This window comes from Haloarcula hispanica ATCC 33960 (assembly GCF_000223905.1).
In the GTDB taxonomy this organism is placed as follows: domain Archaea; phylum Halobacteriota; class Halobacteria; order Halobacteriales; family Haloarculaceae; genus Haloarcula; species Haloarcula hispanica.
On the sequence record NC_015943.1, the window covers coordinates 1 to 26,243 of the forward strand.

Annotated in this window: 13 protein-coding genes, 3 rRNA genes and 8 pseudogenes; 16 read left to right on the top strand and 8 right to left on the bottom strand. The window is 55.7% G+C overall.

What is annotated here, in order from left to right:
- Complete coding sequence (locus HAH_RS15125) at nucleotides 1-1,209, top strand: Cdc6/Cdc18 family protein (protein ID WP_014030565.1); 1,209 nt, start codon at nucleotides 1-3, stop codon at nucleotides 1,207-1,209.
- A 157-nt stretch (nucleotides 1,210-1,366) separates the two neighbouring features.
- On the opposite strand, the gene HAH_RS15130 is transcribed toward HAH_RS15125, so the two are convergent.
- Nucleotides 1,367-3,547 (bottom strand): heavy metal translocating P-type ATPase, encoded by a 2,181-nt coding sequence (locus HAH_RS15130; protein WP_014030566.1) that lies wholly within the window; start codon nucleotides 3,545-3,547, stop codon nucleotides 1,367-1,369.
- A 124-nt stretch (nucleotides 3,548-3,671) separates the two neighbouring features.
- Complete coding sequence (locus tag HAH_RS15135) at nucleotides 3,672-4,100, bottom strand: universal stress protein (protein ID WP_023842874.1); 429 nt, start codon at nucleotides 4,098-4,100, stop codon at nucleotides 3,672-3,674.
- Between the two features lie 212 nt (nucleotides 4,101-4,312).
- Between HAH_RS15135 and HAH_RS19715 the strand changes: the two genes are divergently transcribed.
- Nucleotides 4,313-4,462, top strand: coding sequence for a hypothetical protein (locus HAH_RS19715; protein WP_023842875.1), 150 nt, complete (start codon nucleotides 4,313-4,315; stop codon nucleotides 4,460-4,462).
- A gap of 93 nt (nucleotides 4,463-4,555) precedes the next feature.
- Here HAH_RS19715 and HAH_RS20400 read toward each other — a convergent pair.
- Nucleotides 4,556-5,011: pseudogene (locus tag HAH_RS20400) on the bottom strand (hypothetical protein); the annotation flags it as partial.
- Nucleotides 5,012-6,491: 1,480 nt separating this feature from the next.
- Between HAH_RS20400 and HAH_RS20150 the strand changes: the two are divergent.
- Nucleotides 6,492-6,800 carry an alpha/beta hydrolase family protein gene (locus tag HAH_RS20150; protein WP_225306838.1) on the top strand — a complete coding sequence of 103 codons (309 nt, stop codon included), beginning with the start codon at nucleotides 6,492-6,494 and terminating at the stop codon, nucleotides 6,798-6,800.
- 67 nt (nucleotides 6,801-6,867) lie between these two features.
- The gene (locus HAH_RS15150) at nucleotides 6,868-7,158 is read left to right on the top strand and encodes an ArsR/SmtB family transcription factor (protein WP_008308706.1); all 291 of its coding nucleotides are present in this window, start codon (nucleotides 6,868-6,870) and stop codon (nucleotides 7,156-7,158) included.
- 605 nt (nucleotides 7,159-7,763) lie between these two features.
- On the opposite strand, the pseudogene HAH_RS19555 reads toward HAH_RS15150, so the two are convergent.
- Nucleotides 7,764-7,859: pseudogene (locus HAH_RS19555) on the bottom strand (IS1595 family transposase); the annotation flags it as partial.
- Between HAH_RS19555 and HAH_RS19195 the strand changes: the two are divergent.
- From HAH_RS19195 to HAH_RS15210, 12 genes and pseudogenes are all read left to right on the top strand, one after another.
- A pseudogene (locus tag HAH_RS19195) lies at nucleotides 7,857-8,078 on the top strand (cell division control protein Cdc6); the annotation flags it as partial. The pseudogenes HAH_RS19555 and HAH_RS19195 sit on opposite strands and share 3 nt — an antisense overlap.
- Nucleotides 8,079-8,831: 753 nt before the next feature.
- Nucleotides 8,832-10,303: ribosomal RNA gene (locus HAH_RS15165) — 16S ribosomal RNA — on the top strand.
- A 369-nt stretch (nucleotides 10,304-10,672) separates the two neighbouring features.
- Nucleotides 10,673-13,603: ribosomal RNA gene (locus tag HAH_RS15170) — 23S ribosomal RNA — on the top strand.
- Between the two features lie 135 nt (nucleotides 13,604-13,738).
- Nucleotides 13,739-13,861: ribosomal RNA gene (gene rrf / locus HAH_RS15175) — 5S ribosomal RNA — on the top strand.
- Together the 16S, 23S and 5S rRNA genes form the textbook arrangement of a ribosomal RNA operon.
- A 207-nt stretch (nucleotides 13,862-14,068) precedes the next feature.
- Nucleotides 14,069-14,653, top strand: a complete 585-nt coding sequence (locus HAH_RS15180; protein WP_014030573.1) for a DUF7437 domain-containing protein — start codon at nucleotides 14,069-14,071, stop codon at nucleotides 14,651-14,653.
- Between the two features lie 408 nt (nucleotides 14,654-15,061).
- The gene (locus HAH_RS15185; protein ID WP_014030574.1) at nucleotides 15,062-15,388 is read left to right on the top strand and encodes a UPF0175 family protein; all 327 of its coding nucleotides are present in this window, start codon (nucleotides 15,062-15,064) and stop codon (nucleotides 15,386-15,388) included.
- Nucleotides 15,385-15,891 (top strand): twitching motility protein PilT, encoded by a 507-nt coding sequence (locus tag HAH_RS15190; protein ID WP_014030575.1) that lies wholly within the window; start codon nucleotides 15,385-15,387, stop codon nucleotides 15,889-15,891. Before HAH_RS15185 ends, HAH_RS15190 begins: the two co-directional genes overlap by 4 nt.
- A gap of 283 nt (nucleotides 15,892-16,174) precedes the next feature.
- Nucleotides 16,175-16,312 (top strand): annotated as a pseudogene (locus HAH_RS20405) (UPF0175 family protein); the annotation flags it as partial.
- Nucleotides 16,309-16,810 (top strand): annotated as a pseudogene (locus HAH_RS20470) (twitching motility protein PilT). The pseudogenes HAH_RS20405 and HAH_RS20470, both read left to right, overlap by 4 nt.
- A 32-nt stretch (nucleotides 16,811-16,842) precedes the next feature.
- Nucleotides 16,843-17,160: pseudogene (locus HAH_RS15200) on the top strand (hypothetical protein); the annotation flags it as partial.
- 679 nt (nucleotides 17,161-17,839) lie between these two features.
- Entirely contained in the window at nucleotides 17,840-18,832 is a 993-nt protein-coding gene (locus HAH_RS15205; protein WP_014030579.1) for a ParA family protein, read from the top strand.
- Nucleotides 18,832-19,350 (top strand): hypothetical protein, encoded by a 519-nt coding sequence (locus HAH_RS15210; protein WP_014030580.1) that lies wholly within the window; start codon nucleotides 18,832-18,834, stop codon nucleotides 19,348-19,350. The genes HAH_RS15205 and HAH_RS15210 overlap by 1 nt, the downstream gene beginning before the upstream one ends.
- Before the next feature lie 217 nt (nucleotides 19,351-19,567).
- Here the strand turns inward: HAH_RS15210 and HAH_RS19200 are convergent.
- From HAH_RS19200 to HAH_RS15230, 4 genes and pseudogenes are all read right to left on the bottom strand, one after another.
- Nucleotides 19,568-20,200 (bottom strand): annotated as a pseudogene (locus HAH_RS19200) (IS6 family transposase).
- 127 nt (nucleotides 20,201-20,327) lie between these two features.
- A pseudogene (locus HAH_RS15220) lies at nucleotides 20,328-20,741 on the bottom strand (MFS transporter); the annotation flags it as partial.
- 27 nt (nucleotides 20,742-20,768) lie between these two features.
- A complete protein-coding gene (locus tag HAH_RS15225) occupies nucleotides 20,769-23,633 on the bottom strand; it encodes a UvrD-helicase domain-containing protein (protein WP_014030585.1) in 2,865 nt (954 codons plus the stop codon).
- Nucleotides 23,630-26,218 carry a PD-(D/E)XK nuclease family protein gene (locus HAH_RS15230; RefSeq protein ID WP_023842878.1) on the bottom strand — a complete coding sequence of 863 codons (2,589 nt, stop codon included), beginning with the start codon at nucleotides 26,216-26,218 and terminating at the stop codon, nucleotides 23,630-23,632. Before HAH_RS15230 ends, HAH_RS15225 begins: the two co-directional genes overlap by 4 nt.
- Between the last annotated feature and the right edge of the window lie 25 nt (nucleotides 26,219-26,243).

A 26,243-nucleotide genomic window follows, 5' to 3' on the forward strand; every position in this document is an offset into this window, starting at 1 on the left:
GTGCACCGTCTTATTGAGCGCGACACAGAACTTGAGCAGTACCAGAGTGCGCTCAAACCTGTGATTAACGGTGCGCCGCCGAAAAACCTATTTTCATATGGCCAGACTGGAGTCGGAAAGACACTATCCTTGAGGATGGTCGTTGAACGACTGATCGAGGATCAGCAAAATATCGACGGTGTCGACGTTCAAGTAATTGAGCTAAATTGCAAATCGCTGAACAGCAGTTACCAGGTGGCTGCAAACCTCATTAATCAATTTCGTCCGGCAACCGAGCAAATCAAACCGACCGGGTATCCGAGCGGAATGATCTACAATATGTTGTTCGATGAGCTGGAAGCACTCGATGCAACACATTGCTTGATCGTACTTGATGAAATTGATGCCATTGGGAATGATGACGACATCCTGTATAAGCTTCCACGGGCGAACGATAACGAGAACGTTGAAGATACACTGGTTGGGGTAATCGGTATCTCGAATGACTTCACGTTCCGCGATAACCTCTCAGCGCGTGTGAAGGACAGTCTCGCTGACGAAGAGATCCATTTTCCACCGTATGATGCGAACGAACTCGGGAACATCTTGAAACAGCGTGCTGGTGAGGCGTTTCACGATACTTCGGCTCAGCGACTTGATGATGGCAGTTATGAGTTACAGTCTGACATTTTGGCGGGCGATGTGATTCCGTTGTGTGCAGCGTTTGCCGCACAAGACTCTGGAAGTGCCCGACAGGCGCTGAAGCGATTGTATAAGGCTGGAGATCTGGCACGAGATAAGGAGTCCGATGTCATCACCGAAGCGCATGTGCGACAGGCAGACGAGATTGTTGAGCGCGATAAAGTTCGCGACGAATTAACTCGCTTGCCAACACAGAGCAAACTGACTCTCTACTCCCTATTACTGTTGGAGCGGGAGGATGAAACGCCGTCCAAGCGTAACCGAATTTACGAGCGGTATGTAATGGCTGCAAAGCGTATCGATGCGGATGTGCGGACTGACAGAACGATTCATGACCGGTTGTCACAGTTGACGTTGAAAGGGTTCCTAGACGTAGACGAACAGAATAAGGGCCCCAAAGGCGGCTCATACTATGAGTACGAATTTTCGATTCGCGCGGATTTGGCACAGGAAGTACTTCAAGAGGACGAGCGGTTAGCGGAGTTGTTTGCTACAGATGAGACATCGACGACGCTAGACTCGTTCTGATTCTGTCGTGATCCGGATTAACCAACAACAAGATCGGCTACAATTGGCTGTTGGTTAAGACTCCTTTTGAAATAATAATGTCCATCGAATGCAGGCGTTTTCGATTGTTCACTCGCCCTCTGTGTTGATGACTGTCTCTTGCCCACCGGCCAATTTCTCATCCACGAAAGCCGAGCAACCGAAGGCCGTTTAGCGAGACGAGAACCGTTGACCCCTCGTGTCCGACTACGGCAAGCGGGAGCGGGATTCCACGGAGGAGGATCGTACCGACCATGAGTGCAATCGCGCCGAAGGCGATGGCGAGATTGATGGTGAGTGTTCGGCGAGTCCTGCGGCCGAGGCCGAGTACGTAGGGAATCTTGCTGAGATCATCGCCCATCAGTACCACATCAGCAGTATCGAGCGCGACATCAGTCCCTGCACCCCCCATCGCGATGCCGAGGGTCGCTGTGGCGAGGGCTGGGGCATCGTTAACACCGTCACCGACCATCGCTACGTTCTCGTGTTGTTCGACCAGCTCTTCGATAGTCGCCACTTTCTCTTCCGGTAGCAGTTCCGCCTGGACTTCGTCGATGCCGACCTCGTCGGCAATGCGCTGTGCGACGCGCTCGTTATCGCCCGTCAGCATGACGATATGCTCCACGCCGAGCGATCGGAGCTTGTCGATCATCTCGGCCGCGTCAGGGCGAACGGTATCGGTGAACGCAAGCCACCCCAAGACGCTGATGTCGACGTGACTCTCTCGGGCAACGAGGACGCTCGTTTTTCCCTCTTCCTCTAAGGTTTCGAGCCGGCTGAGGCCGGGTTTGAGACCGTCGACTGATTCGTCTCCGAGAACTGTCTGGAAGTAGCTTCGGTTCCCGATATGGATGGTTTCCTCGCCGACGTCAGCTCGAACCCCCTTCCCGGCTACCGACTGAAACCGTGCGGCGTCGGGTGTGTCGAGTGATCGTTCGTCTGCCGCCGCCACGGTCGCACGAGCGAGATGATGCTCCGAGCGGGCCTGCACTGCGGCCGCGAGCGAGAGAAGCGAGTCCTCGGTTAGTGTCTCGTCCCCCGCACTATCACGGACGAATACGTCGGTCAACTGCGTGTCGCCCTGTGTGAGTGTGCCGGTCTTGTCGAAGGCGACTGCGTCGATATTCGCTGCTGTCTCGACGTGTTCGCCTCCCTTGAACAGCACGCCCTGCCTGCCACCGGAGGCGATTGCTGAGAGGACTGCCGCGGGCGTCGAGATGATGACCGCACACGGCGAGGCGGCGACCATGAGCGTCATCGCGCGGTAGAACGTCCCCGTGAACTCACTTCCGAGCGCGAGTGGAATTGCGATAGCTGCGATTGTGAGCCCGAACACCCCGAGGACGTACGGTTGTTCGAGCTGGTCGATGAGCCGCTGTGTCGGGGCTTTCTCGCTCTGGGCTTCTTCGACCATGGTGATAAGGCGGCTGATCGCCGATTCGTGGGCCTGCCGAGTGACTTCGATTTCAAGGCTCCCGCTCTCGTTGATCGTGCCGCCGAACACCTCGTCGTCGGGTTCCTTCGGTACCGGGACGGATTCGCCGGTGAGCGAGGCCTGGTCGACCGTTCCCTCGCCGGACGTGACGACGCCGTCGAGTGCAATCTTGTCACCGGGGCGGACGACGAACACGTCACCGACATCGACGTCATCGATGGGTACTGTGACCTCCTCACCGTCACGAAGGACCTGCGCTTCGTCCGGTCGCATCTCGACGAGCGACTTGATCGCCCGCCGCGAGCGGCCGATTGCGTAGTGTTGGAGCGTGTTCGACAGCGAGAACAGGAAGAGAAGCATCGCACCCTCGAAGGGTGCTCCGATCGAGAGCGCCCCGAGCGCGGCGACGATCATCAACAGGTCGATGTCGACCGCACGGTGGCGGAGCGTCTCGATGGCCCCTTTGAGTCCGTACCACCCGCCGAAGACGTACGCGACGCCGTAGCCGCCCCACATGAGGAGTGGCGGGCCATTAAGCCATCCTGTCGCGAGGCCGGTTACCATCCCGAGCAAGGTTAGACCGACAAATACGGCCTCCTGACTGAGTTCCGAGCGTGTGGTCACCTCGTCGGGGGCCGTGTCGCGCTCGTTCTCGATCGAGACGTTGCGGTCGCGGACCGCTTCTCGAAGTTGCACCCCCGAGGTGACGCTCTCGTCGTAGGTGATTCGAACGTTCCCCGTTCGGAACGAGACGTCGACATCGTGGACACCGGGTGTGTCTCCAAGGTAGCGTTCGAGAGCGCGCGCACCCCCTTCGCCGCGACCGCCTCGTCGTTCGATCTGGATGGTACAGGTCGATAGCGGAGGCGACTCAGTAACGGTCACGCGATCTCCCTATGTACTGTACTATGGTTTTGTATTGTCGGTCTGTCATTGTGTTTCTGTCTGACTGCGTACGAAGCGGGAGTTTCACACGGTGGATTCTCGTCTGCCCCCCGGTCCGAATGCTTCAGCTGATGATCGTTACCGGGATTCGCGCTCGGCGGGTAACTGTCTCGGCAACGCTCCCGAGAAGTGCACGGTCGATTCCTGAGCGGCCGTGGCTGCCCATGACGATCTGATTGACATCGTGGTCGTCAGCGTATTTGAGGATTGCTCGTGCCGGTTTTCCGACTTCCGTGACGGTAACGAGTTCGGTATCACGTTCCGCCGCGAGGTCCGTGGCCGTCGCGTGGATTCTGGTTGCTCGTTCTTTGGCATTGTCGTACCAGTCCTCGGCAACTGGTAAGCCGCCAGCCTCCACATCGATAACGGAGTCGAGAGGATTGATAACGTAAATCGAGGTGATGGGAGCGTCCGGGAAGGTCTCGATAGCGTATGTGAGCGCCCGCTCTGAAAGCGGGGAGCCGTCGAAGGCGATGAGAACGTTGACAGGCATGAGAAACTATTTGATGCTGAATTGAAATGAATGTACTGCTCAGTGGGTTGTGCGACGACAATTCGTCTTGGAGCGTTCAGATGAATCGGGTTGGGGAGCATCACTCGTTTGGATTCGACGGTTGAACGCCAATCGTTTTGACAACCTGCTCCCTCGATTTGGTTGTATCGACCTCCGAGTAGTTCACACTCGAAGCGTCCATCGCCTGAAGCATGCCACTCGCGCAACTCCTCGAACAGTACGTCAGTCTCGGTATCTTCGTCCTCGCTGGGGGCCTCAGCGTCCTCAGCCTCCTCGCGTGGCGCCGAGAACGTGATCGTCGCATGCGAATCGTCAGTTCCGGTATCAAACTCTGTTGGTAGTGTCTCACTGTCACCACGCAAGAACGTTTTGAGGCCTTGTTCGACGCGGCCCTGGTGAATATCGAACACCCCGCCGGTTCGGTCGTTGTATTCGATTCCACGGCGAACGATTCGGACAACGTGTTCGTTCCTGACTTCTCCTTCACGGTTGAGCTGGTTGACGGCACTCGCCGCATCGAAGGTGTTCAGCTGGGCTTCGAGTGATTCAGCCGTTTTTCGGGCCGCAGTTGCCCCAGCCTCGGCCCGAACGCCCATCGCCTGAATCCGAAACGTCGTGTCACAACACTCGAACTCGCGGTAGGTGTTCCCGAACCGTTCATAGACCGATGCGAGCGGACCCGTCATCTCAGTCACTCTTCCCCAGCGACACCAGCTGTGAGGAGCGCACCGACGGGAGTGAATGCGACGAGTTTGTTCTTCGGGATAGGAACGCGCATAATTAGCTACCCCTCTGTTTAGAACCGCTATCTTCGGCGTGGCGGTCGTTGCATTCTGCCATTGCAGATAGAGGGTTGAGACAGGCTTAGTAAGGCGTTCGCGTCCAACCATCGAATTTTCGCACGGCTATCGAATCGATTCAGAGCGCGAGGTGGATTCTGAGTATGTATGTGACTTCGTTATCGAGCAACTGGCACTACTGGCAATCCCCTGTTTGCCCTGCGTACGGAATGAAGCGTACTGGATCTGGCGCGCTATCGATCTCCTCGTCCAAGCCGGATTGACTGGCGAGTATGAGCACTCACCGGTGATTACAGCGGACAACACGCTGACGCTACTGAAGAAGGAAACCGGGATCGGGTAGTGAGGTACTCTGTTCGGGTTAGCGCGCCGTCTGAGTGGCTACGCTGCTGGAAGTCTAGAAAATTTGTCCATATGGATGGGTGTGTGACAAGAATGGCCGCTTGGAGAGCCATTTGGGCAGTTTCCGCTGACCGAATCGGTCAAATTCACGCTTCACAGCCCTGCTAAACTCGCTGTAGTCTCAACATCACAACTGAGCCAGAAGTTGAGACCGGTGCTCTCAATGTATATGCTCTGAGCGACACAGTAGTTACCTCAACGTACTATCATCTGTCAATATCGGGCGTTCTGCATGAACTGGAATGAATTTGTGCCTAACCTGTGGCCGATTTCGGCAATCGACTAAGTCAGATCCCCGGCCAGTACGATCTGTATGTCATCGGGTATCTCTCGGAAAGCGTTTCTTCGCGCAACTGGGGTCGCACTTGCTGCGACTATCGCAGGGTGCAATAGCACAACCGACAACAGCGGACCGAACACCAATACACAGTCCGCTTCTGAGGCCTCTCCGCAATCTGAACAACAGAATGACGACTCTCCGACGTTCGGTAATTTCTACGTCGGCAACGCAAACACAAGCAGTAGTACGGTCATCGACGGACGTGCTGAAGTCGTATATACACAGCCCGAAACAGCCACCAACAAGTCACCCGTCGTAATGGTGCCCGGCCTTGGGTTGTCACCGTACATTTACCGGACGACACCTGACGGTCGACGCGGCTGGGTGGAGTACTTTGCCGAAGCTGGCCATCCAGTGTATGTATTTAACCCGCCTCGAAACGTCGATTCAGGTGGCTTAGACACTGCTGCCCTCCAGAACTCTGACTCTGCGTCACTCTCCCGGTGGTCTATCGATCGAGCCTGGCCGACGTGGGGGTTCGGACCTGAAGCCGGTGACCCATACGAGGACGTTCGATACCCGGTCGAGTCGGTCGACCAACTCGTTGCGTCATTCCCCGCATACGTTAGCACTGGTGGCGGAGGTGGCGGTAGACAAAGTGGAAGCCAGACGGGTGGACGTGGCAGCGACCAGAACTCCACACCTGCGGATTCCACTGAGACCACAGCTGGAACCCAGACTGGGTCGACTACTGGAGGTGGCGGTGGGAGCCGGTTCACACCATCCCAAGAGACTGCCGCCCTAGAGGCGCTTCTCGATCGTGTTGGTCCGGCAGTGCTGCTCGTTCACTCAGCGGGCGGTAGTTCCGGATTCACGGTTGCACAAGCTGTGCCAGACCTCGTTGAACGGATCATCGCAGTTGAGCCGGTCGGTGCGCCGACTGACCCGCAAACTGTAGCGGAGATGGGTGGTGATGCACCGTTTATGGGTGTGTATGGCGATTATGTCGACGAGCGCGGACAGACTGGTCGCAAGGAAGCGACCCAGACAACTGCAGAGTTCGCAGGAGAGACAAGTCCCGCATCGACGCTACTTAGCCTTCCGGATGAAGGGATATCCGGAAATACACATCTCATGATGCAAGACGACAATAACGGTGAAATCGCTGATCGAATTGTCTCCTGGATCAGTGACTAATTCGGGGTATAGTATCGTTCGGACCGAGACAGAATGTATTTGCACCGACCAAATGAATACTCAATAGATGCGGCAGTTGCTCTGGTGGCTCATTGGTGGGTCTCGTGGAGGCCGCAATCGGCTTCGTATCCTCCGCGCACTCAACGACCAGCCACGAAACACCAACCAATTGTCGAATGACCTAGATTTGAACTACAAAACAGTGCAGCACCACCTCGAAGTCCTCGAAGAGAGCAATATCGTGACCACGGAGGGCGACAATTACGGGCAGATGTACTTTCTCTCAGACCGAATGATGAACAACCTCGACATCATGGAAGACGTGGCGGAACAGGCCGGAGTTGATGATGATTCGTAACTGGATCAAGAGTCCACTTGGAACGACAGTAGCGAGTGCGACTGCCGCGAGTGGTATCGCACTCTTAGTCGCACTCTTCACATCAGTTCCATCCCATGGCCCTCCGTCGAGGGCGCTGTCCTCCCAAGTTGAACTGCTCATTCGGATGGAGGTTTTCTTTACAACCCTAAACCTCGTGTTACTGGTGGCACTCGCAGCCATCTACATGCAGCTTTATCGCGACCTTCCGAACAAGTACACAGCAAGCCTGCTTGTGCTAAGCCTCGCACTGCTCCTATACGCGGGTACGTCAAATCCAGTAGTACACAATGTCTTCGGCTTCCGACCTCGCCCAAACATCGGCGCGTTCGTGTTTCTCCCGGACTTCTTTATCGGACTTGCCATTTTAGTTCTTCTCTATCAGAGCCAGACCTGAGTTCGCATCAATTTTTCAGATCTATGAGAAGGATTTCATAGACTGATTTCGTTCACCGATTAGACGGACTCTCTCGAAGTCGGTGTCACCGGTCGCCTCTGCAGTTCGGGCAGCGGTATGGCGGACGACTGCTCGGACGTCGGGTTGTTTCAAATAAATAATGCTCTTGGGTAAGCGATTGTTGGTGGCGTCATAGCGCTGTTTCAAGGATGATTTTGAGCGCTTCGTCGCCGGGTTTTCGGCGGACGCATTTTCGAAGCAGTAACGCTCTGAGACAGGGTGTGAGGATGAACTCGAAAAGAACCAACTCTACGGGGGTATGCAAGAACTCACGACACAGGGACACGCTGTCTTGTGTGCGCTTGCATATCAACAGGCGCTTGACGAAGTTCCTATCCGTTCTCGTGACCTTTACGACCGGTACCTCAAAATTTGCGACCGGCTCGACGCCGATAGCGTCAGCGAACGGCGTGTCCGTGACCATCTATCGGATATGAATATGCTGCAAGCAAATCTTTCGAATTACTGAATCACGCTTTCACCAATAGCTTCGGAAATGGTGGTGTGTAGCTCCGGAAACAGTGGTGTGTTTCGGTATGTCTTCACATGAACTAACGGTGTATTGCAGGACTGGTAGCTCTCTCTTGGACTATGACCACTCGCTCAGGGTCGTATCTCGAGTTTCTGTAATGTGGCTGGATGTCCGTCCGGTCAAATCCAAGTGATGAGAGAACGCTCTCAGCAGTTCGAATGAGTTGTATCTGGTAGTAGTTCGGGTCGTAAAACGCAACATCTTCATGAGCCAGCGTAACCCGATCTCGCGAGGATTTCTCATCGTCGCCAGCTATGTGCTCAATACACTACTTGAATGACATGATTGTTGTATTGGATTAGACAATGTGGCTATTTCTCTAGTGTGTATGCGACACATGTTCTGTGTGGTGCCTAAACACGGTGGATTCGAGACCGTCCATTTATATACTCCCCTCCCATCGGATGTAATGCGAAGGTCGCGCCGGGCAGCGCTCTCGGAACGACACCCCAACGCCACCGTCGTGGTGGCCTGGGTCACTCGCTTAGAACGCGAGGCCACTGAGGCTTTGTGTTCGTGTATGAGGATTCCACCCCTGCGGTCCGCCGTTAAGATGGAATCTGATGTGAGCCCACGGACCCATGCAGTAGTCAACACTGGCGTAGGAACCAGTGTGTTAGCTTCCGACGGAGTGCAACCACTTCCGCCGCTGATGTATATCAGCACATTCCGGTTGATCCTGCCGGAGGCCATTGCTATCGGAGTCCGATTTAGCCATGCTAGTTGCACGAGTTTAGACTCGTAGCATATAGCTCAGTAACACGTGGCCAAACTACCCTACAGACCGCGATAACCTCGGGAAACTGAGGCCAATAGCGGATATAACTCTCAGGCTGGAGTGCCGAGAGTTAGAAACGTTCCGGCGCTGTAGGATGTGGCTGCGGCCGATTAGGTAGATGGTGGGGTAACGGCCCACCATGCCGATAATCGGTACAGGTTGTGAGAGCAAGAGCCTGGAGACGGTATCTGAGACAAGATACCGGGCCCTACGGGGCGCAGCAGGCGCGAAACCTTTACACTGCACGACAGTGCGATAGGGGGACTCCGAGTGTGAGGGCATATAGCCCTCGCTTTTCTGTACCGTAAGGTGGTACAGGAACAAGGACTGGGCAAGACCGGTGCCAGCCGCCGCGGTAATACCGGCAGTCCAAGTGATGGCCGATATTATTGGGCCTAAAGCGTCCGTAGCTTGCTGTGTAAGTCCATTGGGAAATCGACCAGCTCAACTGGTCGGCGTCCGGTGGAAACTACACAGCTTGGGGCCGAGAGACTCAACGGGTACGTCCGGGGTAGGAGTGAAATCCTGTAATCCTGGACGGACCACCAATGGGGAAACCACGTTGAGAGACCGGACCCGACAGTGAGGGACGAAAGCCAGGGTCTCGAACCGGATTAGATACCCGGGTAGTCCTGGCTGTAAACAATGCTCGCTAGGTATGTCACGCGCCATGAGCACGTGATGTGCCGTAGTGAAGACGATAAGCGAGCCGCCTGGGAAGTACGTCCGCAAGGATGAAACTTAAAGGAATTGGCGGGGGAGCACCACAACCGGAGGAGCCTGCGGTTTAATTGGACTCAACGCCGGAAATCTCACCGGTCCCGACAGTAGTAATGACAGTCAGGTTGACGACTTTACTCGACGCTACTGAGAGGAGGTGCATGGCCGCCGTCAGCTCGTACCGTGAGGCGTCCTGTTAAGTCAGGCAACGAGCGAGACCCACACTTCTAGTTGCCAGCAACACCCTTGTGGTGGTTGGGTACACTAGGAGGACTGCCATTGCTAAAATGGAGGAAGGAATGGGCAACGGTAGGTCAGTATGCCCCGAATGGACCGGGCAACACGCGGGCTACAATGGCTCTGACAGTGGGATGCGACGCCGAGAGGCGAAGCTAATCTCCAAACGTAGTCGTAGTTCGGATTGCGGGCTGAAACCCGCCCGCATGAAGCTGGATTCGGTAGTAATCGCGTGTCAGAAGCGCGCGGTGAATACGTCCCTGCTCCTTGCACACACCGCCCGTCAAAGCACCCGAGTGGGGTCCGGATGAGGCCGTCATGCGACGGTCGAATCTGGGCTCCGCAAGGGGGCTTAAGTCGTAACAAGGTAGCCGTAGAGGAATCTGCGGCTGGATCACCTCCTACTGACCGGGATCAGGCCTCTGGCCTGACCCACCTACATTGACTGGTGACCACAAGTCACCGCGAGTCGGCAAGCGCCGACTACTGCATGGGCCCGCTGGGCTCACAAAGACCTATCCGAGGCGGATATCCCCTCACGGGGATGTCGGGTGCAACTCCCGACGGGTCCGTACTCCGTATCGCTTCGAATCCGTCCCCTTAAGTATGGGACGGCGTTCGACTGTGATACGACGACAGATGCACCAGGTCGGGTGAAACCGCGCCTGGGAAGGGTCGATTCGCCCACCATCTCCACCTTGGGGGCGAGTATGAAACCGTGTGTACGTGCGATCCAGGCGTCCACTGGACTCGTTCAGTTGAACGAGTCACAACGACGTTGGCTACTATGCCAGCTGGTGGATTGCTCGGCTCAGGCGCTGATGAAGGACGTGCCAAGCTGCGATAAGCTGTGGGGAGCCGCACGGAGGCGAAGAACCACAGATTTCCGAATGAGAATCTCTCTAACAATTGCTTCGCGCAATGAGGAACCCCGAGAACTGAAACATCTCAGTATCGGGAGGAAAAGAAAACGCAACGTGATGTCGTTAGTAACCGCGAGTGAACGCGATACAGCCCAAACCGAAGCCCTCACGGGCAATGTGGTGTCCGGGCTACCTCTCATCAGCCGACCATTTCGACGAAGTCTCTTGGAACAGAGCGTGATACAGGGTGACAACCCCGTACTCGAAATCAGTACGCTGTGCGGTAGTGCCAGAGTAGCGGGGGTTGGATATCCCTCGCGAATAACGCAGGCATCGACTGCGAAGGCTAAACACAACCTGAGACCGATAGTGAACAAGTAGTGTGAACGAACGCTGCAAAGTACCCTCAGAAGGGAGGCGAAATAGAGCATGAAATCAGTTGGCGATCGAGCGACAGGGCATACAAGGTCCTGTAACGAATGACCGAGACGCGAGTCTCCAGTAAGACTTACAGGAAGCCGATGTTCTGTCGTACGTTTTGAAAAACGAGCCAGGGAGTGTGTCTGTATGGCAAGTCTAACCGGAGCATCCGGGGAGGCACAGGGAAACCGACATGGCCGCAGGGCTTTGCCCGAGGGCCGCCGTGTTCAAGCGCGGGGAGCCATGTGGACACGACCCGAATCCGGACGATCTACGCATGGACAAGATGAAGCGTGCCGAAAGGCACGTGGAAGTCTGTTAGAGTTGGTGTCCTACAATACCCTCTCGTGATCTATGTGTAGGGGTGAAAGGCCCATCGAGTCCGGCAACAGCTGGTTCCAATCGAAACATGTCGAAGCATGACCTCCGCCGAGGTAGTCTGTGGGGTAGAGCGACCGATTGGTGTGTCCGCCTCCGAGAGGAGTCGGCACACCTGTCAAACTCCAAACCTACAGACGCTGTTTGACGCGGGGATTCCGGTGCGCGGGGTAAGCCTGTGTACCAGGAGGGGAACAACCCAGAGATAGGTTAAGGTCCCCAAGTGTGGATTAAGTGTAATCCTCTGAAGGTGGTCTCGAGCCCTAGACAGCCGGGAGGTGAGCTTAGAAGCAGCTACCCTCTAAGAAAAGCGTAACAGCTTACCGGCCGAGGTTTGAGGCGCCCAAAATGATCGGGACTCAAATCCACCACCGAGACCTGTCCGTACCACTCATACTGGTAATCGAGTAGATTGGCGCTCGCATTGGGTGGAAGCAGGGATGAGAATTCCTGTGGACCGATGCGTGACGAAAATCCTGGCCATAGTAGCAGCGATAGTCGGGTGAGAACCCCGACGGCCTAATGGATAAGGGTTCCTCAGCACTGCTGATCAGCTGAGGGTTAGCCGGTCCTAAGTCGTACCGCAACTCGACTATGACGAAATGGGAAACAGGTTAATATTCCTGTGCCATCATGCAGTGAAAGTTGACGCCCTGGGGTCGATCACACCGGGCATTCGCCCGGTCGAACCGTCCAACTCCGTGGAAGCCGTAATGGCAGGAAGCGGACGAACGGCGGCATAGGGAAACGTGATTCAACCTGGGGCCCATGAAAAGACGAGCATGATGTCCGTACCGAGAACCGACACAGGTGTCCATGGCGGCGAAAGCCAAGGCCTGTCGGGAGCAACCAACGTTAGGGAATTCGGCAAGTTAGTCCCGTACCTTCGGAAGAAGGGATGCCTGCTCCGGAACGGAGCAGGTCGCAGTGACTCGGAAGCTCGGACTGTCTAGTAACAACACAGGTGACTGCAAATCCGCAAGGACTCGTACAGTCACTGAATCCTGCCCAGTGCAGGTATCTGAACACCTCGTACAAGAGGACGAAGGACCTGTCAACGGCGGGGGTAACTATGACCCTCTTAAGGTAGCGTAGTACCTTGCCGCATCAGTAGCGGCTTGCATGAATGGATTAACCAGAGCTTCACTGTCCCAACGTTGGGCCCGGTGAACTGTACATTCCAGTGCGGAGTCTGGAGACACCCAGGGGGAAGCGAAGACCCTATGGAGCTTTACTGCAGGCTGTCGCTGAGACGTGGTCGCCGATGTGCAGCATAGGTAGGAGACATTACACAGGTACCCGCGCTAGCGGGCCACCGAGTCAACAGTGAAATACTACCCGTCGGTGACTGCGACTCTCACTCCGGGAGGAGGACACCGATAGCCGGGCAGTTTGACTGGGGCGGTACGCGCTCGAAAAGATATCGAGCGCGCCCTATGGCTATCTCAGCCGGGACAGAGACCCGGCGAAGAGTGCAAGAGCAAAAGATAGCTTGACAGTGTTCTTCCCAACGAGGAACGCTGGCGCGAAAGCGTGGTCTAGCGAACCAATTAGCCTGCTTGATGCGGGCAATTGATGACAGAAAAGCTACCCTAGGGATAACAGAGTCGTCACTCGCAAGAGCACATATCGACCGAGTGGCTTGCTACCTCGATGTCGGTTCCCTCCATCCTGCCCGTGCAGAAGCGGGCAAGGGTGAGGTTGTTCGTCTATTAAAGGAGGTCGTGAGCTGGGTTTAGACCGTCGTGAGACAGGTCGGCTGCTATCTACTGGGTGTGTCATGGTGTCTGACGGGAACGACCGTATAGTACGAGAGGAACTACGGTTGGTTGCCACTGGTGTACCGGTTGTTCGAGAGAGCACGTGCCGGGTAGCCACGCAACACGGGGTAAGAGCTGAACGCATCTAAGCTCGAAACCCACCTGGAAAAGAGACACCGTTGAGGTCCCGCGTAGAAGACGCGGTCGATAGACTCGGGGTGTGCGCGTCGAGGTAACGAGACGTTAAGCCCACGAGCACTAACAGACCAAAGCCATCATTCATACGCACTGTGACTCATTCACCGACGATTTACTCGTCGCTGAACGAGTCCAGGCGCAAACTGGATCGCACGTAATCACACGGTGGAAAAGTTGATCGAGACTGGTACTTTCGTGGTTCGATTCCACGACTCGACGTTAGGCGGCCACAGCGGTGGGGTTGCCTCCCGTACCCATCCCGAACACGGAAGATAAGCCCACCAGCGTTCCGGGGAGTACTGGAGTGCGCGAGCCTCTGGGAAACGCGGTTCGCCGCCACCATTCATACTTACATAGCCCACTCAGGAGAGACATCTCTCCCCGGTGGGCCTTCCGTATTTCTAAGCAACTGACCCACTCAGTGAACAGATAGCTTTCGCACTCTGTGAGTCGTCTGTGGCACGCTGGTAATTATCCAACTATCAGTGACTGGCTCACTGGTTGGCATCGTCCTACCCGTTATTACTCAATACATGAATTATGAATTGTATGTCGAAAGCCGCCGGGGACCCAGAACGGGCTATCAATGGTCTGCTGTCGATTGCACAACTGCTGGAAGAGCCACGCTTGGCCCGGCTCTACACGTTCGTCCTTCGTGAGGGTGAAGTGATTATCGACGATATCGTCGCTGTGTTAGAGATCCCCCGCACGACAGCGTACTCGGATATGGGGACGCTCGTCGACCTCGGTGTCGTGACCCGAGATGAAGCGCAGAAGACGCACACGTACTCTACTGTCCCGATTACGCTCACTGCAGATTTGGACGGTGACGAGTATACCGTCACTCCCACTCTCATCGAGGCTGTCGGTCGCTCACCACACGACCAAGACCTCAACCTCCTCTTGGAGAGATATGGGCTCGGCAAACTCGCGGCTGCGCTTACGTATGCCATTCCCTATACCAACGACGAGATGTCTGAACGAGTCGCAGCTCGAGAGCTTGATCTACAGCAGGCCCTCGCTATTGCGGTCTTGCATGCGCTTCAGGATGTGGTTCAACACATGGAAGCCGTTGATCCATACTTCGAGGATATTCGGAACGCTCGTGACCAACTACCATCAGCGGAGGACTAACGAGCCACTATCAGTACGCCATTCGACCCACTTCAGGGGTCGGTAGCGTGGGTCGCAGATACCGGATTTTTCATCGCCTGTGGTCGTCAGCAGGATAGTAATGTTGCTCGGGGACTGCGTCGGGTGTTTCCGTTTGGACGGTGGTATCGGGGATGCTAGATCAAGGAACTGCCTACAGTGATCACGTTGCGTGGCATTACGCGAAGTGTTGCGCCGGAACCAACCGACAACCGGTGGGTATCAGGAATCAACGGCGCTGCAAGCGTTGTCAACTACGTCTTCGCTGGGAGTACCTATGTGGGGCTCGACTGCGACGACACTATTTCACCTGCCGACAGGCACCCTAACAACTCAGCGGAACTTCGTCGCAATTCATATAATGTATGCAGAGTTAGGATCTAGTAAGCCATGTCTCGAACCACTGCCACCATTCCGGATGATCTAACGGACCTCATGGAGGGGGCGGTCAAAGCGGGCATCTTCGAAAATAAGAGCGACGCGATCCGCCATGTACTCCGTGAATACTTCGAAGAACACGAGAATGCACGGGTTGCGGCTGCTGTCTCATTGTATGAAGAGGAACGAATTACGCTTGGGACTGCTGCTCGGCTTGCTGGGTTTAACCGCTTCGAGATGCGAGACATCCTGCGTGAGGAGGGTGTTGAACTTCGATTTGGACCGGAGGATATGGATGCCGCACGCGATGAAATAGACGTGGCTCGGAATCTCGAATGACAGGTGTGCCTGCTAATGCGACGGTTCTCAATACAACTGTTCTCTCGAACTTCGCGCAGGTGGATCATATCGAACTCATAGCGGACCTGCTACGACTCGTCACGGTTCCTGCTGTCCAGATGGAACTCACTGAAGGTGTTGAAACCCATCGCTATCTCGAACGTGCAGTAACTGCGCTTGAAGAAGAAATTCCCGTCATTGAGGCATCAGCGGAGGCGCACCAAATCGAGCAGTCCCTCTTGGAAATGCTTGATCCGGGTGAGGCTCAAGCACTGGCAGTTGCAGACGACACTGATGGAACGATCGTCACTGATGATGGTGATGCATGTGCGACTGCGAATCAACGGGGCATCGAACTAACTGGTTCGATTGGGCTGCTTGCCCGTTCTGTTGAGGATGATCGAATTACAGCAACGACTGCAGACACGCATCTTAAACGCTGGATTGATGAGGCTGGGTTCCACTCACCTGCTCGGGATTTCGATGCGTTCCTTGACGACTAGCGCCAGTATCGGCGTGAAGCCCTGATCTTGGGGGCAGCTGAGGGGTAGTCGCTATCGACATCTCTCATATTTCGATACTCATATCGACTCGATGTCTGCGATGTGTCTGACGAAGAATTAAGTTAGAACATCCAGATTATCTGGATAATCTGGTGAGTAAAGATATGCCACATGACACAGATAATCTAGATAATCCAGATAGTACCAATTTTCCAGATGATCTACCGCCGACACGGATTGCCATTTCGAATCAAAAGGACGGCGTCGCAAAAACAACCGATGCAACATCCTCCGTGAGCACGGTGTTGAACTTCGCCTCGGGCTCGTTAACGAAGACGACGCAGCCTACGAGGTAGAGGCAGCACGCGAACTCGAATTTGATGATGAGGACTCGTCTGATGAGGAGCCCCGTGCTAAATGACAGGTAACGATCTCCCAGCGAACCCGAGCGTCTTGAACACGACTGTCCTCTCGAATTTTGCGTACATCGATCAGCTGTGGATAGTTGCTGACCTTTCTGGAATCTGTACGGTACCAGTCGTTCGTGGGGAGCTTGAACACGGCGTTGCTAACACCCATATCTTCAGGAAGCACTCGATACGCTTGATGACGAAATCCCAGTTGCGGCGATTTCGGATACTGTCGCAAACAGAGAAGCCGTTGTTGGGGGCATCTCGATCCTGGGGAGCACAGGCGTTCGCTCTCGCCGACGCACACGACGGTTGACTGCTGACAGACGACGGAGATGCCCGGTCGTTTGCGAAAGCCCAGGGCGTGACCGTTGTGGGGTCGGTTGGCTCTGTTGGCTGCAATCGATGCTGGGAGGATCGATGAAGCCACTGCTGACGAGTGGCTGTCGAAGTGGATCGATGAGATCGGCTACTACGTCCCGTATCGAACGACCTCGGAGTATCGATGATGGGCTTGTTCGGAGTTCAAAACGCCTGATTAGAAATCGTCGAAGACCTGCTCAACTCAGCCGAGAACCTCGTTCACGTCGATAACGTGCTGATGGACCGGGAGTTCGATAGCCAGCACGTTCTGGAGATGATCAGCCAGTGCGGGCTCTCGTACGTCGTGCCGAAGCGGATGCAAACCAATTTCGGGTTGCGGTTCTTCTACTTCGCATTCGCGTGTCTGCTGTACTCGATTTGGCGTGCAGTAGATCTACTCGTGCAGGTCGAATTGACCGGTGAGTACGAGCACTCTCCGATGGTGACGGCAGATAATACGCTGACGCTGCTGAAAAAGGAGACAGGAATCGGATAGTGAGGTTCTCCACCCGTGATAGAGGGCCGTCTGAGTGGCAACGCTGTCGGAAGTCTCCGACATCCGCGGATATGATTGGAAGTTCGACAAGCTTGGACGTTTGGAGAGCGATCTGAGTCTGTTCCTCTTCACTAAACCTTCCGAAATCACGCATTACAGTCCCGCTAAACCCCCTGTAGTCTCAACTTCCAAGTCTGTAAGACTATATAGCGTTTGGGTGTTTATGAGACAGCGCAGGTCATAACCTCTGGATTTTCAAAGGTGTGTCGTCTGTTACAGTCTTCTGTAATGGAAATCTGGAACAGGTTCTGAAGTGTGAATCACTCCGCGCTATCTTGTCGGTGCACAGCCTATTATTTCCAGACAGATGACTGTAGCACCAGTCTGTAACAGATATCTGTTCTGAAAGTCATGGACGTTGCGATCTAAAACAACTACAGATTGATGTCTGTATCGGATCCCTGTTGCATATGATTAGTACAGATATGTGTCACAGGTAGGTGCTACGTGCTACAATTACAGACGGCGATTCCAGATCCGATCCAACTCAGTCTCTATCATAGTACAGACAAGCATTACAGAAGGGAGGTACAGATAAATGGTGTAGATTAGTGGTACAGACAATTGGCCCACATGTCTGACACAGATATATGTAACAGGGATCCAAATGAGGAAGTGTATGATAACGACCGTCGTCTACGCTGAATCCGGGGGGACGTACAAAACGACTATGACAGCGAATCTCGCGGTCGCATTCAAGCGGATGGGACTTGATGTTCTCGTGATTGACTTGGACCCGCAGACTGGGAATCTTACCTCACTCTTCGACGTCGGAGAAAACCGTGGCAACCCGGACGCAGACAATCTCGTAAAACACATTCTCGAAATGCCTGATGGAGACTTTGATGACCTCATCGAGACCGCTGAGGAGGGCGTCGACGTCATTCCGAGCCACGACATGCTTGGGGATTTCACCTCAAATCTTGAGCAGAAGATTTCCTACGAAACTGGAATGAAGGGGATTTCTCGCGATGAATACCCCCGCTTTGAGTTACTATACAATCTTCTCTGGGAGCAGGAGCAATTAAACGAAAAGTACGACGCGGTCCTCATCGACCCCAACGCACGCGCTGAAGACCTCCTCTACAATGCTATCTACGCGCTTCGAACACTGGTGGCGCCCGTCAAGCCAGCTGGAAAGGGGAGTCTCAGCCTTGATGGCCTTGAGGAGATGGTCGGAAACATGGAGACTGCGTTGGACATCGAAATCGGGCTTTCGTGCGTGGTTCCATCCGGAGTCGGCCAGACGAACGCCCACAAGCAGTATCGCGATCAGTTCGAAAATACAGACGCCTTCGCAACGCCAGTCTCCATTGGGTCACGAGAAAGTTTGATGGACGCCATGTGGGAAGCCCGTGGCTCTGCATTCAAAGTAGTAGAGGAGCGGTGGAAGACCTACGAGGAAGACGGCGAGATGGTCTCGAAGAAAGGGGAGCGTAGAGTTCCCGACCGTGAACTCCAGACGCTTGATAAACTTTGGCAACTGGCGGGTTTCATTGCGACTGAGACGTTCGACGTCGACATTGATCATGAACTCGTCTTAGATATTGACGATTATGGAACCGAGACCGTAGAGTTCGACCTTCCCGCTGAACCGGAGGTGGCTGACTAATGGGGGGCGATTCATTCAAATCGGGATCGGGTAACCTCAATTTCGGAGATAACGATGAGGAAGAAGGAGACGACGAGACAGAGGAAGCCGGTGAGGAGATCGATGACACCGCAGACGAGGAGGCGGATGATCTGGAATCCAAAGAGGTCGTCTCTGAGAAAGCAGCTGACAGCCGGGACTCCCCAGAAGCGAAGAAAGCGGATAGTACCAGCGAAGAGAGTACGACGAGCAACTCGACAGCCAGCGATACTGGATCACACCAAACGAGTGGCCACAAGTATCCGTACTTCGTGCGTCGGAGCAACGTCGGGGATGAACGAGACAATCGCCTCGAGCTCTTCGCTCGCGATGAAGTCGTCTCACAAGAAGCGGAGTTTCGGAGCCAGCTCGCTTCGGAACTCGGGGCAGACGACATCGCGAAGACGGACGCCCGTGAGTATGCGCTTCTCGCGGCGTTCGACAACGTAGAGGACGTTGCAGAACTCATGAGAGGAGATGGATACGGAGAACTCGATTAATCGTAACAGCCCCAAATTACACTCGAAACAGGGTGTGTCTCACTCTCGAAAGCTGGTCACGCAATATTCTGGGTGTAATCTCAGGGATTGTGATAGACGAAGCTACTGTCTGCTGTCGTCCGACATGTCAACATCAGAGCGGCTCAGTCACAGAATCAGAGTCCCCCCATCCAATTCACAGGATAAGTAAAGTTGCTGTCTCTCAATTGGGTAGTGTTTAGTTAGTGGCATTGAGCCATCGAGCGGAAGTTTGCAACCAGCTTTCGGCGGTTTCCGGGTCGGCGTGACTGAAGCAGTTCGAAAACGACGAGGTTCGACGCTTCAACTCTCGAAAATCCGTTCGACAGCGTTCCAATTTCCGTGGGGACGTATCTGAAATCGGAGGCCAGCTCGTTGCAGTGCAGTTTGGAGGTGTTGAGCGCCATCGACGAGAAAGACAGTAGTTTCGACATCGTGCTTTTGACGAAGTTCGCGCAGGAAAATTTCTGTGAGGGTGGTCGTAGTCGTCGCAAACAGCCGAACGTGAAGCAGTACGTTCGACTGCGGATCGGCAGCGGCGTACAGCTATAGTAGCCATTGAAAGTCAATGCGCACCTGATCGCACGACGGCAGTGCGATCAGTATGTAAATCGTTTCAATTGTTACTATAGAATTGCTGATCGGTGATGCGAATCACTGTTTCGTCGAGCGCAATCTAATTCAGAGATTTCCCAGATTCTGGCTGTAGATCGGCTTTCTGAACCCAATTGTGGACGGCTTTGCGACCGCGTTGGACACCCGGATCTTCGAGTACTTCGATGGTATTCGACAACGAAAGTCCCGCAACGTGGGATTGTATACCCGATTCCATCGCCGAACGCTCCTCATGGAGCGGAATATGGTGTCCACACGGGGTATGGCGACTGCTTTCACGATTGTACCTGGGATGGGCGTTCCTCTGGCTGGAACGGGCGTGGGAGGCCCCACTAATCGGCCGATTAGTGCGTCTCGGTCTCCAGATCAAAGTCGTCGGGAGTTGCCGTTTCGACGGCGGGGAGCCGACGGATCCGTGGCCGTAGGAGGACGTAGACGGCAGTAAAGCCGAAGCCGCTCGCGGCCAGCTCCATCGTCGTCGTGGTCCCCAACGCTTCAGCAACTCCTCCACCAACGAGTGAGCCAAGCGGGAGCGTCGCTCCCGAGGCGGTTCCCTTCGTCGCAGAGACGCGTCCAAGTAGGTCAGTCGGGAACACGCGCTGGTTCAGCGTTGCGGTGAGCACGCCCGATACGCCAACAGGAATCCACGCGAGACCGAACAGCGTGATAGTCAGTGCAGTCGTTGGCGCAAACACCGCCACGATCCAGCATACTGCACCAAGCCCCTGGGAGACGAGTACCGTGCCGTAGGACTTCCCCAAACTCTGTGTGAACCCTATTCTTATCTACTGATGGTCCAGCACAAGCTTACGAAGAGTCCCCTTCGATAGCGGTTCAACTGACACCAGCTCCCCAATAGCAGAATAAAATAGGCTTGTGGTTACCGCTCGCTCCGGATACTCACTGGAGAGTACGTGATAATACACGCTCAGTTGCTTGCGATACTCGTCTTGTGCCCGTCGGCTTCGGTCAGTCTTGTAGTCGATTATCTCGACTCGATCGGGCGTGATGTGGACCAGGTCCACGATACCCGTAATTGAGACACGCTGGTCATCGATCTCGAGTGGCAGGATGGCATCCTCTTCGGCGTACAACTCTCCATCCAGCCCATCCAGCAGCGATTTGATGCGCTCCTCATGCGGGTTCGATGGTGAGACCGCCTCACCCAGCACATAGGCCTCGGCGAAGTCGTGCACCTGCGAACCAAAGTCCACCCCACTTTCTTTATCCGCGTCGGCCTCACCGGCATTGGCCTCCGATTCAGTAAACACGGAGTCATCCATCAGTGAATGTGGACTGTAGCCAACCGGCCCATCGGGTGTTGCAATGCTGAACGGCAGCTGTGCCTGGACTGACTCGTCGGGCTGGCTCGCTTCAATTTCTGTCGCCCCCTCGGTAAGTTCGACTGGCAGCTCAGAGAGGAACGTATTTGGATCGGCCCCACTGGCAAAAACGACGTGGCTCTCGGCTCGGGTGATGGCCACATACAGGAGCCGGCGTTCTTCGTCGTAGTTATCGGGGAGGCACTGCCGCAAGACATCGTAGCGCCAGTTATCGTAGACGTGTGGATACCGGCCTTCGTCAGCGAAGGTTTTGCGCTGTCGGAGCCCCGTCGCCTCGTCGTACTGCAGCACACCACTGGTCCGACCACGCGGCGGGAACCGCCCGTCGTTCATATTGGCCAGGATGACGATCGGATACTCCAGGCCCTTGGCGCCGTGGATCGTCTGGACCGTCACCGAATCCGTATCAGTAGTGGTGTTGATCGCGTGGGTACTCCCCTTGTCAATCGCGCGTTCGATAAACTGGATCAGGTCCCCGCGAGTGAGCGTTGTGGCGTCGTGGACGGACTGGATATGCGCCAGCAGTTCCCGTGCATAATCGCCAGTCAGCCCGTAACGATCGAAGACGCGCCGGGCCAGCGAACTTACTGCCTCAAGCTCCCGCAGAGTGTCCCGGAATTCGGTCATCGCTGGCGGGTAGTCTTCTCGCTCCAGTTGCGCATCGATCTCGTCAAGCGTGTAGCCCGCCCGCTCTAGAACAACGGCCCAGCCACGGTCGCCATCGGATTCGACGATCCGCAGCCACGCCAGCAGTAGCTTCGCGGGGTCACTGCGGTACAGTTCGACTTCCCCGTCGTAGGCCATCGGGAGCCCGTGCTCCTCGGCTGCAGTCAGTAGTTCTCGTCCGTAATCGCGTGTTCTGGTCAGGACCGCAATATCGCCGTGGCTCGGGGTTGTGGGGTCGCCGTTCTCGTCTTCAATCCGGTAGTCGTCGCTATCGACAATTGACTGGATCCTGGCCAGTACCGCCTCGTGTTCATCCTCATGCTGAACGGCCTCGATGCTGGTCTCGTCGAAGGTGGCATTCGAGGACAGCGAGTCGATGTCGACGGGCTCATCGATTGTTTCCGAGCTGGTCGCTGGCGTGGTCAATGCATTTGTCGAGAAGTCAAGCAGTGTCTGTGTCGATCGGTAGTTCTCCGTTAGTTCGATGTATGTTATCCCATCCGTCCCGAATTCGACCTGCTCGGAATCAGCGTTCAACTCGCTCCGGAATCGTTCCAGCCGGGTGTCGAACTCCGCGATGTTCTCGACGGCGGCGTACTGGAACGAGTAGATGCTCTGTTTCCAGTCGCCCACGACACAGAGATTGTCCGTGTCGGCAAGCAGGAGCGCCAGCTTGAACTGAATCTCACTGGAGTCCTGGAACTCATCGACCATCACGTACTCGAACCCGACGCGGTCACGCAGCGCTGGCTCCTCGCACAGTGCCACGAAAGCAAACAGCTGGAGGAACCCGAAGTTCAGGTAGTTCCGTTCCAGGGCGAACTCCAGATACTCGAAGTAACAGTCGTGAACGAATGCCAGTAGCTCATTCCGATCCTCTTCAAAGACCTCGCGAGCGACGCTATCGTCGAGTTCCTTGGTTCCCCGGCCACCCCGAAGCTCCGATTTGGAAGGAGCCGCCGAGCGGTAGGTTTTGTTCGTCCCGAACCGCGAGAGATCGTCCCGGAGCGGGGACTGCTTGCGCCCATCGTTGCGGGCCTGATTTTGGGCATCGAAATACTGCTTGAACAGCTCGTAGTCCCCCAGCAGATGTTGTTTCCCCTCTCGATACCAGCCATCTGCAGTCGGGAAGATACCCTTCGCAGCGAGTTCGTTAATGAGCGAGAGCGGCTCGGTAGGCTCTGAGAGTGCCCGAAAGATGTCGTTGTACTCAGGATGGCGATCCCGGAACTGCCCGAAGAACTCACGGAACAGCTCATTCTCGAGTTGGCTATCCTCAAGGATCTGGGTACCGCCAGTGATTCGGTCGTCGATGCCCAGATGCGTCGGGGCGCGATAGCCGTGCTCGTCGAGCAGGTCGTGACAGTACGAGTGGAACGTCTGGATCGGTGCGTCGGCCAGCTCACGCATTCCGTACGAACAGTGCTCGACGATGCGCTCACGCATCTCGGTGGCCGCACTGCGGGTGAAGGTAACCAGCAGGATGTCTTCTGGCTCGACGTCGGGCTGGTCGACGATGTTCGCATACCGGCGTGTGATGGCGAAGGTCTTGCCGGTGCCAGCACCGGCGTCGACATGGTAGATCCCCTCGGTCTCATCGATCAGCTGTTGCTGGGCCTCGTTCGGTGTGTCGTCACTCATCGGCTGCCCTCCAGGAACATATCGCGATGATCGATCCGGCGATAGTTGGGTTCGCCACCCAGCCCCTCAATCGGGAATCGCTCCTCGCCCGCCCGGTAGCGATTGATCTCGGTCAGTCGGTCGGCGACGAATTCCTCGAACTGGTCGAGATCATCTTTGAAGAAGTTGCGCTTCCTGACGCCGTTGAGCGCTCGAATCGCCTGGTCAGCCCCTTTCTCGGCATCGACGTCGTCGCTGGTTTCTTGACGCACGGCCTTGGCAAATCGGTCGGCGAAGTCAGACTCCCGTAATGCCGACCGCTCCGTCGTGTCCGGGAACGTGAGGTCTGTCATGATATCGCTGTAGCCCCCGAAGCCAAGCTCCTCGAAGGTCGCCACGCAGTCCTTGTAGCCATCCAAGAGGACCTCGTACGCCGGGCGCGTCCCGACGAACTCGTCGAATGACTGCGGGTAGTAGGAGACTATTGTCAGCGTATCATCCACAGCCGCGTCGCCGGTGATCGCATCGTCGAGCGTTTCGAGGAAGTGGAAGAACGAGAAGGATAGCTCCGCGTTTGGCTGGTGTGTACGGAACTGTGCCAGGTAGGCGATTGCCTGATAGTTGATTGTATCATTGGGCGGGTCCATCGCAGCCTGTTTACAGACATCGTAGGCTGATTTCTTCGACCCGCTCTTGTAGTCGAGCAGGGCTGTGGGTCCCTCCACGAGGTCGATTTTCCCGTTGATACCGAGGTCCGGGTTGGTGAACTGGCGTTCGGTAAGCGGCGAGTCCACGGGGCGGTCGAAATACGATGCGAAGAAGTTCTCATCGGGCTCCCCGGCCGGGGGCAGATCGGCAGGTGCCGTCGGTGGATTGGCATCCAGATATTCGACGATGGTTTCCAGCCCGATCCGATACTGGCGTCGGCGTAACATTCGGTCTGTCTCAGGGTAGAAGGGTTTGGCTTCCTCGAGCATGACATCGACCACCTCCGAGAGCGTGTCTGTGTCGATGATCTCGGGATAGTTGACGTAGAACTCCGCGAAGTCATGGAACAGATTCCCCTCGCGGAAATAGTCCTTGTCGGGGGAATCGACCAGCCGGCTGAAAAGATACTCCCGTGGGCTGTTGACGAAATTGTTGAGACTGGTCTGGCTGATCGTTTCGATGGGTGCCGACTCGACCGGGGGTTCGACGGCCGTTTTCGCAAAGCCATCACGGTTACCATCGACTGTTCGTTCATACCTGACAGATTCGAGGTCGCTGAATCGCTCAAAGGGCTCTTCGAGGAGTTCCTCGAAGTAGAGACACGGCGTCACCGGTTGGCCCCCAGCGGTATCCTCGACCAGATAGTACTGGTCGCTGCCGCTCTGGATTAGTCGCTGAAAGCGGCGGATATACCGATCGAACTGCGCCTCCGTGTCGACCCAGGGGCGCTGTGGAGCACTGTTGGTCCAGCCCTCGTCAAGCCCGAGAAAGAACACGGCCTGTCGGTCGACGTAGCCGGCAGATTTGGCATCTGCGAGTAACACGCCCTCGTTTTCTCTGTCCACTGGGACCTCGTAGAAATCCAGATAGAAGGCCAGATCACTAACCCGCGATTCGGTGACCACAGTGTCGTGGAGCCCGAGCGACTCGAGTTCGTCCCGGAGACGGTCCAGTGTTCGGCCGGCTTTCGATTCGTAGGCCGTGAGGAGCGAGCCAAAGGTACGGCCCTCAATTGTCTCACACACCTCGGTAATCCACGCGGTTGCTGGCAGATCGGTCGCGGCCAGACGTTTTTCACTGTGCTCGATATCGACATCGGTCCCGAGTCGTGACAGTATCGGGGCGATATCGCTGACAGTCGTCTCGGAACCACGATAGGCGACGCGCAAGAGCCGCAGTACTGCTCGCACATCGAGGTTGTCGATGAACCCCGGTCCCCCATAATAGGGAATATCTGCCGCTTCAAGCGCAGATTCGACCAGCGGAGAGTACTGGCTCGAACTATCCAGCACCACTGCGACATTGTCAGCCGACTCCTCGTCGATGGTATCCACGACCGCGTCGACAATCGCCGATGGGGACCTGAAGATGTTGAACGCCGGATAGTCGAAGGTGTCGTCAGTCAACAGGGGATACGTGTCATACTCCGCTGGCAGGATCGATCGTTCGAGTTCAGTGAACTCCGGGAGCCCAACGACGGCAACCGACTGGTCCGCGTCAACCGTGAACTCTGTCAGCTGTTGTGACGTCGACTGGCGTGCGGCGAGCCTGTCCACCACAGTGCGCGTGGTGGGATCGTCGTAGGCTGGATACTCCAGGATCCCCGCGGCCTGTCCGTGGTGCTCCCAGCACTGGAGGACGTTCCCGATAGCGTAGGACAGAGCTTTCCACGAGTCGTCGACAGTGTCGGCGAGTTCCAGAAACGCCGTCCGGTCTTCGGCCTGCTCGCGCCGCCCAGCGGCCAGTCGGCGTGGAGTGGTTGCAAACGTCCCGAACTGTGGCCGGTCGAGCCGGCGGTTGAGGGCGCTCGCAACCGGGGCCTCAGGAACCAAGACGAGATCATAGTCGGCGACCGATGTATACAGATCCGCAAGTGATCTTGCACGCTGAATAGGCACACTGGTAGGAGTATAACCAGTGGCA

What these genes read in the sequence shown, in the direction of transcription:
- HAH_RS15135 (WP_023842874.1), bottom strand. Translation starts at nt 4,100, where the DNA reads ATGCCTGTCAACGTTCTCATCGCCTTCGACGGCTCCCCGCTTTCAGAG.
- HAH_RS19715 (WP_023842875.1), top strand. Translation starts at nt 4,313, where the DNA reads ATGCCACTCGCGCAACTCCTCGAACAGTACGTCAGTCTCGGTATCTTC.
- HAH_RS15150 (WP_008308706.1), top strand. Translation starts at nt 6,868, where the DNA reads ATGCGGCAGTTGCTCTGGTGGCTCATTGGTGGGTCTCGTGGAGGCCGC.
- HAH_RS15180 (WP_014030573.1), top strand. Translation starts at nt 14,069, where the DNA reads ATGTCGAAAGCCGCCGGGGACCCAGAACGGGCTATCAATGGTCTGCTG.
- HAH_RS15185 (WP_014030574.1), top strand. Translation starts at nt 15,062, where the DNA reads ATGTCTCGAACCACTGCCACCATTCCGGATGATCTAACGGACCTCATG.
- HAH_RS15190 (WP_014030575.1), top strand. Translation starts at nt 15,385, where the DNA reads ATGACAGGTGTGCCTGCTAATGCGACGGTTCTCAATACAACTGTTCTC.
- HAH_RS15205 (WP_014030579.1), top strand. Translation starts at nt 17,840, where the DNA reads ATGATAACGACCGTCGTCTACGCTGAATCCGGGGGGACGTACAAAACG.
- HAH_RS15210 (WP_014030580.1), top strand. Translation starts at nt 18,832, where the DNA reads ATGGGGGGCGATTCATTCAAATCGGGATCGGGTAACCTCAATTTCGGA.
- HAH_RS15225 (WP_014030585.1), bottom strand. Translation starts at nt 23,633, where the DNA reads ATGAGTGACGACACACCGAACGAGGCCCAGCAACAGCTGATCGATGAG.